General features: G+C 62.6%; 12 protein-coding genes. 3 read left to right on the top strand and 9 right to left on the bottom strand.

Annotated features, from left to right (window positions below):
- Positions 1-51 precede the first annotated feature (51 nt).
- A complete protein-coding gene (pyrG, locus tag QQ658_RS09960; RefSeq protein WP_286024702.1) occupies positions 52-1,692 on the bottom strand; it encodes a CTP synthase in 1,641 nt (546 codons plus the stop codon).
- Between the two features lie 255 nt (positions 1,693-1,947).
- On the opposite strand from pyrG, the gene QQ658_RS09965 reads away from it, so the two are divergent.
- Positions 1,948-3,045, top strand: coding sequence for an ATP-dependent DNA ligase (locus QQ658_RS09965; RefSeq protein WP_286024703.1), 1,098 nt, complete (start codon positions 1,948-1,950; stop codon positions 3,043-3,045).
- A 190-nt stretch (positions 3,046-3,235) separates the two neighbouring features.
- On the opposite strand, the gene QQ658_RS09970 is transcribed toward QQ658_RS09965, so the two are convergent.
- A complete protein-coding gene (locus QQ658_RS09970) occupies positions 3,236-3,895 on the bottom strand; it encodes a mismatch-specific DNA-glycosylase (protein WP_286024704.1) in 660 nt (219 codons plus the stop codon).
- A gap of 217 nt (positions 3,896-4,112) precedes the next feature.
- On the bottom strand, positions 4,113-5,930 hold the full coding sequence (locus tag QQ658_RS09975; RefSeq protein ID WP_286024705.1) for a BCCT family transporter: 1,818 nt from the start codon (positions 5,928-5,930) through the stop codon (positions 4,113-4,115).
- A 242-nt stretch (positions 5,931-6,172) separates the two neighbouring features.
- Between QQ658_RS09975 and QQ658_RS09980 the strand changes: the two genes are divergently transcribed.
- Positions 6,173-6,529: a hypothetical protein gene (locus tag QQ658_RS09980; protein WP_286024706.1), complete on the top strand. Its 357-nt coding sequence runs from the start codon at positions 6,173-6,175 to the stop codon at positions 6,527-6,529.
- A 194-nt stretch (positions 6,530-6,723) separates the two neighbouring features.
- On the opposite strand, the gene QQ658_RS09985 is transcribed toward QQ658_RS09980, so the two are convergent.
- The 5 genes from QQ658_RS09985 to ychF all read right to left on the bottom strand — a co-directional run bounded on the left by QQ658_RS09985 (position 6,724) and on the right by ychF (position 9,746).
- Positions 6,724-7,410 (bottom strand): SDR family oxidoreductase, encoded by a 687-nt coding sequence (locus QQ658_RS09985; RefSeq protein WP_286024707.1) that lies wholly within the window; start codon positions 7,408-7,410, stop codon positions 6,724-6,726.
- A 34-nt stretch (positions 7,411-7,444) separates the two neighbouring features.
- Positions 7,445-7,999: a GNAT family N-acetyltransferase gene (locus QQ658_RS09990; RefSeq protein ID WP_286024708.1), complete on the bottom strand. Its 555-nt coding sequence runs from the start codon at positions 7,997-7,999 to the stop codon at positions 7,445-7,447.
- Positions 8,000-8,030: 31 nt separating this feature from the next.
- Entirely contained in the window at positions 8,031-8,372 is a 342-nt protein-coding gene (locus QQ658_RS09995) for a type II toxin-antitoxin system PemK/MazF family toxin (protein ID WP_286024709.1), read from the bottom strand.
- Positions 8,366-8,599 carry a ribbon-helix-helix domain-containing protein gene (locus QQ658_RS10000; protein ID WP_286024710.1) on the bottom strand — a complete coding sequence of 78 codons (234 nt, stop codon included), beginning with the start codon at positions 8,597-8,599 and terminating at the stop codon, positions 8,366-8,368. Before QQ658_RS10000 ends, QQ658_RS09995 begins: the two co-directional genes overlap by 7 nt.
- Before the next feature lie 73 nt (positions 8,600-8,672).
- Positions 8,673-9,746 (bottom strand): redox-regulated ATPase YchF, encoded by a 1,074-nt coding sequence (gene ychF, locus QQ658_RS10005; RefSeq protein WP_286024711.1) that lies wholly within the window; start codon positions 9,744-9,746, stop codon positions 8,673-8,675.
- 295 nt (positions 9,747-10,041) lie between these two features.
- Between ychF and QQ658_RS10010 the strand changes: the two genes are divergently transcribed.
- Positions 10,042-10,566 carry a DUF4190 domain-containing protein gene (locus QQ658_RS10010; RefSeq protein ID WP_286024712.1) on the top strand — a complete coding sequence of 175 codons (525 nt, stop codon included), beginning with the start codon at positions 10,042-10,044 and terminating at the stop codon, positions 10,564-10,566.
- 130 nt (positions 10,567-10,696) lie between these two features.
- Here QQ658_RS10010 and QQ658_RS10015 read toward each other — a convergent pair whose 3' ends face one another.
- Positions 10,697-11,989: a M18 family aminopeptidase gene (locus tag QQ658_RS10015; RefSeq protein WP_286024713.1), complete on the bottom strand. Its 1,293-nt coding sequence runs from the start codon at positions 11,987-11,989 to the stop codon at positions 10,697-10,699.
- Positions 11,990-12,097: the final 108 nt, after the last annotated feature.

Raw genomic sequence — 12,097 nt, forward strand, 5'->3', positions numbered from 1 at the left:
TCGGTAGAGCCGAGTCATGCGCCCGGGCGTGCTGGATCATCGCCAGGCACGTCAGTGCTGATCGTGATACTCGACCGCGGCAGCGATCAGCCCCTTGAACAACGGATGCGAACCGATCGGACGCGACTTGAACTCGGGGTGCGCCTGAGTCGCGACGAAGAACGGATGCGTGTCTTTCGGCAGCTCGATGAACTCCACCAGGTTGTGATCGGGCGAAAGCCCCGAGAACACCAGTCCGGTATCCTCCAGCTGCTTGCGGTAGGAGTTGTTGACCTCGTAGCGGTGCCGGTGCCGTTCGGAGACTTTCGTGCGTCCGTACAGCTGCTGCACCTGCGTGCCCTTCACCAGCTCGGCCGGATAGGCGCCCAGCCGCATGGAGCCGCCCATGTCGCCCTCGCCCGCCACGATCGACTGTTGCTCGGCCATGGTCGCGATGACCGGAGCGGGGGTGTCCGGATCGAACTCGCTGGAGGCCGCGCCCTCGATGCCGGCCACATCACGGGCCACCTCGATCACCATGCATTGCAGGCCCAGGCAGAGCCCCAGTGTCGGAATCTTGTGCTCGCGCGCGTAGCGAATGGCGCCGAGTTTTCCTTCGACACCGCGAATGCCGAAGCCTCCGGGGACCACGATGCCGTCGACGTCGCCCAGGTGTTCGGCCGCGCCCTCATCGGTTTCGCAGGTGTCACTGGCCACCCAGCGGATGTCGACCTTCGCCCAGTTCGCGAAGCCGCCGGCACGGATGGCCTCGACCACGCTCAGATAGGCGTCCGGAAGATCGATGTACTTGCCGACCAGCGCGATGGTGATCTGATGCTTCGGATGGTGGATACGATCCAGCAGATCGTCCCATTTCTTCCAGTTGACATCGCGGAAACGCAACGCCAGCCTGCGCACCAGGTAGGCGTCCAGACCCTCGGAATGCAGCACCTTCGGAATCTCGTAGATGCTGGACGCGTCGGGGCAGCTGATCACGGCCTCGGTGTCGACGTCGCAGAACATCGCGATCTTGCGCTTGATCGAGTCGGGAATCGGCATTCCGGAACGGCAGACGATCGCATCCGGGACGATGCCCGAACCGCGCAGTGCCTGCACCGAATGCTGGGTCGGCTTGGTCTTCAACTCGGCGCTCGGCCCGATATAAGGCACCAGCGAGACATGCAGGAAGAAGACGTTGTCGCGCCCGATATCGGCACGCACCTGACGGGCAGCCTCCAGGAACGGTTGCGACTCGATATCGCCGACGGTGCCGCCCAGTTCGTGAATGACGATGTCGTCGTCCGGACGGGCGACCGCGAGCATGCGCGCCTTGATCTCGTTGGTGATGTGCGGGATCACCTGCACGCACTCGCCCAGATAGTCTCCGCGGCGCTCGGCCTGAATCACCGTGGAATAGACCTGCCCGGTGGTCACATTGGCGTCCGCGCTCAGATTGCGGTCGAGGAATCGTTCGTAGTGGCCGATGTCCAAGTCGGTCTCGGCGCCATCATCGGTGACGAAGACCTCGCCGTGCTGGAAAGGATTCATCGTGCCGGGATCGACATTGAGGTAGGGATCCAGCTTCTGCATGGTCACCCGAAGTCCACGAGCAACCAGCAGATTGCCGAGACTCGACGCCGTCAGGCCCTTCCCCAAAGAGGAGGCGACGCCTCCAGTAACAAATACGTGTTTGGTCTGTTTAGCGTTACCCACGGACCTTCAGCCTACCTTGACGGACGCCAAGATTCGTTTCGGGCATGTTACGTCTCACCCCGGAGCAATCGTGGAACGCGTGGCTGCCGCCTTTGTCTGCGAACAACGGGTTGGGCGAATGCCGCGGCGTATGCGATTGCTCACGGCGGGCCGGTCAGGCAAACCGATTGGACCATGGGAACACGGCGCGCGGCACCGGTCGCAACGACGCCCAGGTTCGTTCGGAGAATGCCCCCGTTCGTGTTGAATGGACGCATGAGTCTGCCACTCGAGCTGCCGATCGATCCGATGCTGGCCAGCGCTGTCGATCAGATACCGACCGATCCGAGATTCGTTCACGAGCCCAAGTGGGATGGTTTCCGGTGCATCGTGAGCCGCGACGGTGAAGTCATTGCCTTGGATGGCCGCGGCAAGAAATCCCTCACCAGATACTTTCCCGAAGTGGTGGACGCGTTGTCCGATTGGCTGCCGGACGGGGCGATCCTCGACGGTGAACTCATCGTGCGGGCGGGTGAGCCCGGGAGCCAGCGACTCGATTGGGACGCGTTGAGCGCCCGCATTCATCCGGCGGCCTCCAGGATCGCGTTGCTGAGCGAACAGACCCCTGCCGAATTGGTCTTCTTCGACGCCCTGGCTCTTGATGGGCGCAACCTCACCGCACTGGTCTGGGAGCAACGGCGCGAGCAATTGGAGTCGGTCTTCTCGACGGCCCGCGGCGGCGGCCATGGTGCCACCGGGCCTGCTGACCTTGCTTCGGCACGTGCACACCCGGGGGCACATCTCAGCGCCGTACTGGGCGACCTCGATGAGGCGATACGCGCCTTCGAGAGTTTCGAGGGCGCCGGATTGGACGGCATCGTCTCGAAGCCCCGGGATTCGGTTTATCAGCCGGGCAAGCGTGGATGGAAGAAGACCAAGCATTCGAGAACCGCCGAGGCCGTGGTGATCGGCTACCGCGTCCACAAACGCGGGCACGGGGTCGGATCGTTGTTGCTCGGCATGTACGACGCCTCGGGGACGCTGCTGCCGGTCGGCGGCATCGGTGCCTTCTCGAGTGCCATGCGTGACCAGCTCGTCGAAGAACTCGAGCCTCTGGTCGTCCGCGATGCATCGGGTGAGCCGGTGCCCGTGGTGCGTCCACGATCTCGTTTTTCGAAGCCCGATCCTGTTGCATCAGTGACGCTGCGGCCCGAGTTGGTGGCCGAGGTTGCGTTCGACCAGCTTCAGGGCGTGCGGTTCAGGCATGCCGTCACGCTGCTGCGTTTCCGTCCGGATCGCGATGCCCGAAGCTGTTTGCTCGATCAGGTGGAGCGAGCACCTTCCTACGATCTCGCCCGAGTACTGACCGATTAGCCGATCGGTCCATCACTGTGCGTGATGTAGTGGAAGCTTGCAGAACGCGCGCTCGCTGAGCTGCAAAGTATTGGTCACCCGGCCGAGCGGGCGCAGGATTCCTGCGGCCTCATCGAGTTCAGAATCCTTCGGCAGCCTTGCATGCGGGCTCCGAAAGGTACCGGGCTGTGGTTCGCGTCGTGGCAGCAATTTAGCCGGCAAGCCGCTCCACGACGTTCCACACTTCTTTCCAGCGCTCGGCCAAGCTGTCGATCGTCTCGTGGGCGTTCAGTCCGCTGGGTTGCGGAACCACCCACAATCGCACGTTCGCCGGCCAGCCGGGAATCACCGAAGTGTCCTGCTCTCCCAGACGCGCCTTCGGCTGCGCGAATGCCGCCCGAAACGCGGTGATTCCCGCTATCGCCACCACGTGCGGACGCAAGCTCGTGACGCGCTGGGTCAGGCGGCTGCCGCCGGCACGCAACTCGGCACGGGTCAACTCGTCCGCCCGCACGGTTGCCCGGCCGACGAGATTCGTCAGGCCGATGCCCCTGCTGAGTAGCTGATTCTCGTCCTGCGACGACAAACCCGCTGCCGCATCGACCACATGATCGGTGAGTCCCGCACGGTACAGGGAAGGCCAGAATCTGTTGCCCGGACGCGCGAAGGGCGCGTTGACAGCAGCGGTCCACAGGCCTGGGTTGATGCCCACGATCAGCATGTGCAGCTGATCGTCCGATCGGGGCAGAATGTCGTCGATCGCGTCTGGGTCGTCGACAGCGAAACGCAGCAGATCCTCGCGCGTGGGCCGGCGTCCACCCATCGGGGACGGCCGCCGCGGCCGGCCCGCCAGCTCGTGTTTCTCACTCATCACGTGAATTACCGTTCCTTATTCATGCCGAGTACTCATGAGAGTCCTCCCGCTATGCGCCATCGGTGGCCTGATCGACCGCTGCGGATCATTCGCGCCGTCGCAAGCAACCAGGCATAGCTGGTCCCGCCACGCCTGCTCGTTCGACGAGATCTGTCTCTACGGTCACGGCATCGAGGAGATCAGGAGCTCGTCCCCTTTTCTGTGTCCCGCCGCCTCAGCGGGCCCGAGAGCGCTGCCGGCGCACTCGCATCGGCCACTGGTTACGGCGCCGCCTCAAATCTCTCGTCACCGCTGGGGAGCGGGTCGTCAACTCGAAGACCTCGCCGTCGTAGCGCTCGATGCCCGAAGCGACAGAATGCTCCAAGACTTCGCGCGCCAGTTGGTTCTGCAGCATCAGCGGATCCTTCCTCAGATCCCGCCAAATCGACAGGCACAGCATGAGCATGATCACCACAAAGGGCAGCGCCGAAACGATCGTGATGTTCTTCAGACCTTCGAGTGCGGCATCGGGATGATCGCCCCCGGCGAGCAGCATGATGGCCGCGACAGCCCCGGTGGCCGCACCCCAGAACACCACGTGCCACCTGGAAGGCTCTTCGGCACCGTTCTCGGCAAGCCCCGCCATCACGATGGACGCCGAATCGGCGCCGGTGACGAAGAAGATGGCGACGAGCACCACGCACAACCCCACCAACACAACAGCCAGCCACGCCGGCATCGGCAGCGACTCGAGGAACTGGAACAAGACCAGATCCGAGTCGACGCTCACCGATCCGTCTGCCGCACGTTCGACAAGATTCGTGAACTGGCCGGCGTCCCTGACACGCTGCAGGACGCCGATCGACCCGCCGCCGAAGATCGCGAACCACAGGACCGAGACCAGCGAGGGAACGACCAGCACACCGGTCACGAACTGGCGAATTGTGCGTCCACGAGAGATGCGTCCGATGAACAACCCGACGAAAGGAGACCAGGAGATCCACCACGCCCAATAGAAGATCGTCCAGTTCGACATCCATTCGGCCATTGTCTCGTCGCCGCTCGCAGCGGTTCGCGATGCCATCTCGGGAAGGTTCCCGATGAACGCACCGAGCGAGGTCGGGATCACGTTGAGCATGAACAAGGTGGGCCCGATGATGAAGACGAGGACGGCCAGCACCACCGCGAGCACCATATTGATATTCGACAGCAGCTGGATGCCGCGCTCGATTCCCGAGATCGCCGACGCTATGAAACAGGTCGTGAGCACAGCGATGATGCCGACCAACAGCACAGAGCTGGTCTGCGACATGACTCCGCTGTGCACCAGACCGCCACCGATCTGCAACGCACCGAGCCCGAGCGAGCAGGCGGAACCGAACAGCGTTGCGATGATTGCCAGAATGTTGATCAACCGCCCGCCCGGACCGTGCACAGCCTTGGGGCCGAACAATCCTACGAACATGGACGAGAACAGCTGGGTGCGGCCCAGTCGGTAGGTGCCATATGCCATACCGAGACCGACGATCGCATACATCGCCCACGGGTAGATCGTCCAGTGGAACAGTGCCGTGCCCATCGCGACGCTCACTGCTGCCGCGCTTTCGCCGTCAACCGTGCCCGGCGGCGGCGAAGCGTAGAAGAACAGTGGTTCGGCGACCCCGTAGAACATCAACCCGATGCCCATTCCGGCGGCGAACATCATGGAGATCCACGACCACGTCGAGTACTGCGGAGTGTCATCGTCCTGGCCGAGAGGGATGCGTCCGAACCTGCTCATCGCAACAACAAGAACGAAGAGCACAAAAACGGAGGACGCGATCACGAACAGCCACCCGAAATCCTCGATGACTGCGCTCAATGCACCTGAGGCTACGCGTCCCAATCCTTCGGCGTCGGCGATTCCCCATGCCAAGAAGGCGACGACGATCAAGGCCGCGATAGCGAAGACCCATCTGTCCAGTCCCTTCGGCCGATCGTCTTCTTCCTCCACGGACCTGGCGTCCTTGAGGTAGCTGAGGATTTCCTTGGTGAGGTTCTGATCAGTGGTCATAGGCCAGTCCAATCCCGGGTTGCCTTTCCCCCGGGAGCCTTCCTCTCTCTTAGGTTTCGACGCAAACGCCTCGGACACCTTATCTCAGCCCGCCGACCAGCTGCGTCGACGCCTCGCTGACCAGCAGTTTTTGCGCACTGCAAGTACGGCAACCCACACCGAGTCAGCGAGACATGCAGACTGTGCAGGTGGGTTCGGGCCTAGGATCAGCTCAGCGGTCGATGACCTGCTAACGAAGCCGGTTGAACCTGTTGGAGGGTCAGTTGCGCGCCAGGTCAGAGCCTCGGACGATAGTCATCACGGGTTCCAGCGATGGCATCGGGGCTGCCGCGGCCCGGCTGCTTGTCGGTTCCAATTTCGGCGCCGAGAACTCGAAGGTGCTGCGTTTTCTCTACCGGACGAAGCTGAAAGATCGGATCACCATCACGCCCGAGCAGGGCGCGGACCAGCTGGTCTGGCTTGCCGAAGGAGTCCCCGGCGATGACTGGCGCTCCGGCGAGTACTACGAGAAACGGCGCCCGAGGGTCCCCCGAGGCGCTCGGGACGAAGCCGCTTCCGCTCGCCTCTGGGATCTCTCCGCCAACTGGGTGGGGCTGTGAGCACCACCCACTCACTCACGTATCACGCGAGACAATCAACGCAGTTATTGGGTGTGCGCCTACGGCCGATATGCGGCCCTAATCGCACCCAATGATCAAAGAACCGCCCCGTACTCTTGCACCAAGCACATTCTCAGGAAATTCGCTGTACGACGCTAGTTATCTGGGCACTCTAACCTGCGTCCTAGCTTCCGTTATCGGATCGCGTCGGCAATCGGAGTATCACCGTCGTAGAAATTCACCGTCTCCCGGATTGCCGCATTGTTTGTGATCACGTGTGTGATGACCGACGCAACGTTTTCTCTGGACGTTACTGCTCGGCCCTGGGCAGCCGGTTCACCATTTATCCCGCCATCCGGATCGGCGATCGTGATCTCGCCGCTGCCGGGCGTCAGCGTCAGCGAGCCCGGGCCGAGAATCGTAAAATCGAGTCCGCTATCACGCAGGTACGCATCGGCGGCATGCTTGGCCTGCACGTAGGGATAAAACGAGTCGTTCGGATCGACGCGATCAAGATCGACATCAGCACCCGCGTAGGAGACCATGACGAATCGGGTGACGCCGGCGCGCTGTGCTGCGTCCATCGCCCTGGTCGCCGCCTGATAGTCGACGGCGTTGGTACGCGCCGGATTGCCACCACCGGCACCGGCCGAGAAAACGATCGCGGACGCCCCAGCGAATGCCTCGGCCAATCGATCGACATCGGCCGACTCAATGTCGAGGATCACCGGGTTGCCACCCGCTTGCTCTACGTCAGCTTGCTGCTCAGGATTGCGTATCACCGAGTCAACCGCGTATCCGGCGGTTCGGAGTTTGGGTGCCGCGAGCAAAGCGACCTTGCCGTGCCCGCCGAGAATCACTACCCGCTGTTCGGATGCCATGTGTCTCTCCTGTTCATTACGTTGCGACATTCATTCAGCACAACAACAAGACGCCTCGATACAATCCTGATGCGTAGCTCAGATGACTATCAATGTCCTCGCGTGAGGGGCGCTCCCAGATATGCGCCACGGTCTTCAGGCTCTCTGTCTCATACGGTTTTTCGTCGCCTGTGGGTAAATATCCGAGTCGGCGCCAGAACGGTTCTGCCTCGTCCTTGTTCGTCGCCACGATGGCCAGTCGCAGCGTCGTGATCTCCGGCCAACCCGCGACGAGATCGAGAACCGCCAGATGCATCCGCTGGCCGAGGCCCGTCCTATGACGCTCCCCATGCGTCATCAACAAGCCGATATAGGCGATCTCTTCGCTCGGCCAACCACGAATCACGTCCGAGAATGCAACCAACTCGTCGCCTTCCCAAAGCCCGAGATCGAACTTCTGGGAGGCTTCGGTGCCCGGCGGACGAATGGTCAGCGCTTCTTCGGCGGATTCCCCGCCGCCCACGCGCCGCGCATAGTCAGGATTCGAGTCCAATAGCCTCTGCAGTGCATGAGCGTGCTTGAGACGTACCGCTCGCAGTTCCGCTGTCATCGCCTACTCCTTGCGGTTGTGCTTTCCGTCGCTAAAGCGCGAGAACCAGACGCAGACCTTCATCGACCTTCGCCATCAGGTGAGCCGACAATGTGCCCACGGATTGGCTCAACCGCGAACGGTCGATCACCAACGTCTGCGACACGTTGACCACGCAGTCCTTCGGGAGATCCGCTTCCCCCTTCTCGAGTTCCACATTCCCCGGCATCACTGCCAGACGCAGATTGCTGGTCAACGCTGTGACGATGACAGTTGCAATGCGCGACCGATTGAAACGATCGGACGAAACAACGAGCGCGGGACGCCGGTAGCCCGGTTCCGATCCGATAGGGTCACCGAAATCCACCCACCAGATCTCTCCCCTGGTTACCACTCCCAGCTCCCGGAGTCGATGAGCGTACGTCCCATCGAGGGAGGAGTCTCGTCACTCAACTCGTCAGCCAAAGCGTCCAATGCAGATGTCACCGGATCGTCGCCTTGACGCTCCAAAAATTCACCGACCGCTCGGGCATAGAGCTGCGAGCGGCTCCAGCCAAGCCTCGCCGCTACCTCGTCAGCCTCACGGAATACCTCATCGGGCACAGAAACAGCAGTCTTCATAAGCTGAAGTATAACCGGTATTACCGAATAGCGAAGATGTTGCGTCAGCTGAGGCGACCGTGCTGTACGGACGTCAGACGTTAAACCGGAACTCGACGATGTCGTTCGGCTCCATCACGTAGTCCTTGCCCTCCAGGCGCATCTTGCCGGCAGCTTTGACCGCGGCCTCGCTGCCCAGCTCGACCAGGTCGTCGTAATTCATGATCTGGGCCTTGATGAAACCCTTCTGGAAATCGGTGTGGATGACGCCGGCGGCCTCGGGTGCGGTGGCGCCCTGCTTGATCGTCCAGGCGCGGGATTCCTTCGGTCCGGCGGTCAGGAAGCTCTGCAATCCCAATGTGTCGTATCCGACCCGGGCCAACTGATCCAGACCCGGCTCATCGACGCCGGCCTCGGTGAGGAACTCGCGGGCCTCGTCCTCGTCCATCTCGACCAGCTCGGACTCGAACTTCGCGTCCAGGAAGACAGCTTCGGCCGGCGCGACGATCTCACTCAACCGGGCGCGCAGGTCGGCGTCCGTCAATTGGTCCTGATCGAGGTTGAAGACGTAGATGTACGGCTTGGCGGTCAGCAGGAAAAGATCGTGCAACGGCTCGGGATCGAGCCCGGCCTGGAAGATGCCGACGCCGTCGTTCAACGTCTTCTCGGCCTCGACCCACGCCTCGTATTTCGGACGCGACTCCTTCTTGATCTTGGCTTCCTTCTCCAGCCTCGGCATCGCCTTTTCCAGGGTCTGCAGATCGGCGAGGATCAGCTCGGTCCGGATCGTGTCGATATCGGACGCAGGATTCACCTTGCCATCGACATGGGTGACATCGTCGTCGGTGAACACCCTGGTCACCTGGCAGATGGCGTCGGCCTCGCGGATATTGCCGAGGAAGGCGTTGCCCATGCCCTCACCCTTGGAAGCACCCTTCACGATGCCTGCAATATCGACGAAGCTCACGGTGGCCGGCACCAGACGTTCGGAGTCGAACATCTTGCCGAGCACCGCCAACCGCTCGTCCGGTACGCCCACCACCCCCACATTCGGCTCGATCGTCGCGAACGGATAGTTCGCCGCGAGAACGGTGTTGCGGGTGAGTGCATTGAACAAGGTGGACTTGCCCGCATTGGGAAGCCCCACGATTCCGATGGTTAGTGCCACATCGAACCAGCCTACTCATGCCCTCGGCCGGTTCGACCAGAACCCCGGTCGGTCGCCGGGGTCAAGTCGGCTCACCTCATCTGCGCTGCTGCGATCGGTGTGAGCCGAGTGCAGCAGACCAGCCAGATTCGCTCACCTCGCCCGCGAGATTGCGATCGGGATCGTGGATTTGGGTAGCACAGCATTGGGGATAGCTCAGGATTCGAGTGGGACGGTTTCAGCCCTGCGCCGTGACAGGATGGATGCGGCACGGATGACGAAAGACGTGAGGTTGCCGAAACTGAGGAGGCGCACAGTGAGTAGCGAGGGCAGCTGGCAGGGTTACGACCCGGATCGGGACGCCGCTTTCCGCAGTGATGATTACCGGCCGAACACGGCGCCCGAAGACAATAGCTACGACTATTACGGTCAATCCGGCCCCCAGCCGGGCTTCGGGCAGCCGACACCGCCAGCGGATCCATTGGCAGCGAACGCGGCCTACCAGCCCGGCGTCCAAGATAGCTGGACGCAACCGTATGAGGGCTCGCCGCGGTCGCAGATGACCCCCTACCTGAATCCCAACTACCCGCGTCCGGATCACCCGAACGCCACCAGCAGCATCGTGCTCGGCGTCATCGGTTTCTTCGTTCCGTTCCTCAGCCCGGTTGCGTTGGCGTTGGCCGCCCGCGGCCGCAAAGATGTGCGCGAGCACCCCGGGGTCTACGCCGGCGAGGGGAACCTCACCGCCGGATACGTGATCGGCATCATCGGCACCGTGTTACTCGCCTTTTACGTGTTGATCATGCTGGTGATGATCGGCGCGGTGCTCGCGAGTTGGTGAACAGCGAAGTCGAAGCCGGGCACGATTCTCGGTCCGGCCGGACTTCCCGGCCCCGCCGGACCCAAAGCCCGTGACGTTCGGAAAGACCTTTGAAGTAACCCGCGGCGCATGCCACGACGAGCAGCCGGAACTAATCGAGTTCCAGGAACCCCTTGGTCACCAGGGCAAAACCTTCGAGATCGCTCGCCGCGCACAATTCTCGTGCCGAATGCATGCCCACCACCGGAACTCCTGCGTCCACTGTTCGGATGCCGAGCCTTGTCGCCAGCAGCGGCCCGAGGCTCCTGCCGCCCGGCACATTGTTGTTGTTCACGAAGACCTGGTGCTCCACCCCCGCGCTCTTGCAAGCCCGAACCCAATACGTGGTGGATGCGGCATCGGTCGCATAGCGCATCGGCGCACTCCACTTCAGTACCGGACCCGAACCCAGCCGCGGCTGCACCACCGGGTCATGACGATCGGATCGGACAGGATGCACGCCGTGCGCAACATCCGCCGATAGCGCGGCTCCGCGCGCAACCCAGGCCAGATGAGCGTCCTCGTCATGGCCGTGCGCAAGACTCAGCCGGCGCAAGACCTGCGGCAAGAACGGCCCGGACGCGCCACTGGGCGTGCCCGACCCGATCTCCTCGTGATCGAAGGCCGCCAGCACCTGAACGTGATCGGTCGGCTCCGCTTGGGTGAACCCGATGAGCTCGGGGAAAACCGACGCCAGATTGTCGAGCCGGTAGGACGCCACCAGTTCGCCATGTATGCCGATGAGCGCGGGTTCCTCGGCCGGGACGAAGAAGAGTTCTTCGGCCAAGACATCGTCGGCGTCCAGTCCTAGTTGTGCCGCCGCAACGGCAATCACCGAGTCTGCCGAACCGGCTGGCCCGCTCGCACCAGTGGCCTCCAGACCGAGCACGGCGTTGAGGTCTCGCTGAGCGTCCACGCTCAGATCTTTGCGCAGGCTCGCGTCCAAATGCACAGCCAGGCTGGGAATGCGCGCTATCGCAGGTGTGCGGACGAGATGAGTCCGGCCTTCGGTATCGATGAGGCGGCCGGCTATCATCAGATCGCGATCGAACCAGGTCGCCAAGATGGGGCCGCCATAGATCTCGGTTTCGGCAAGCCGGAATCCTGCACGAGAGAATTCACCTACCGGCTTCACCTTCAGCGCAGGTGAATCGGTGTGGCATGCGACCACCCGCAGCGCGGTGCGGGCGGTCCAGTCCGAAGGTTGGCGCCACGCGATCAACGCCCCGTCCCGGCGGACGAATCCATTGGCCGGGAGAGCGTCGGACCATCGCTCGGTCTCGTCGACCTCGACGAACCCTGCGGCCCTCAGCCGAGCGCTGATGGCGGCAACGGCGTGATACGAGGTGGGTGAATCCTTGACGAAATCGAGGAAGGTTGTCGCGTGAGCGTCGGAAGCAGGCATGGCCTCAGGCTAGACCACCATCCGGTGTCACACCGGAAGGTGCTGAGGCTGCCCTCCGACGCCCACGCCGTGGCAGGGGCAGGTGGGCGTGGTCTCGATGAAGAGATC

Source organism: Propionimicrobium sp. PCR01-08-3 (assembly GCF_030286045.1).
GTDB lineage: Bacteria > Actinomycetota > Actinomycetes > Propionibacteriales > Propionibacteriaceae > Brooklawnia.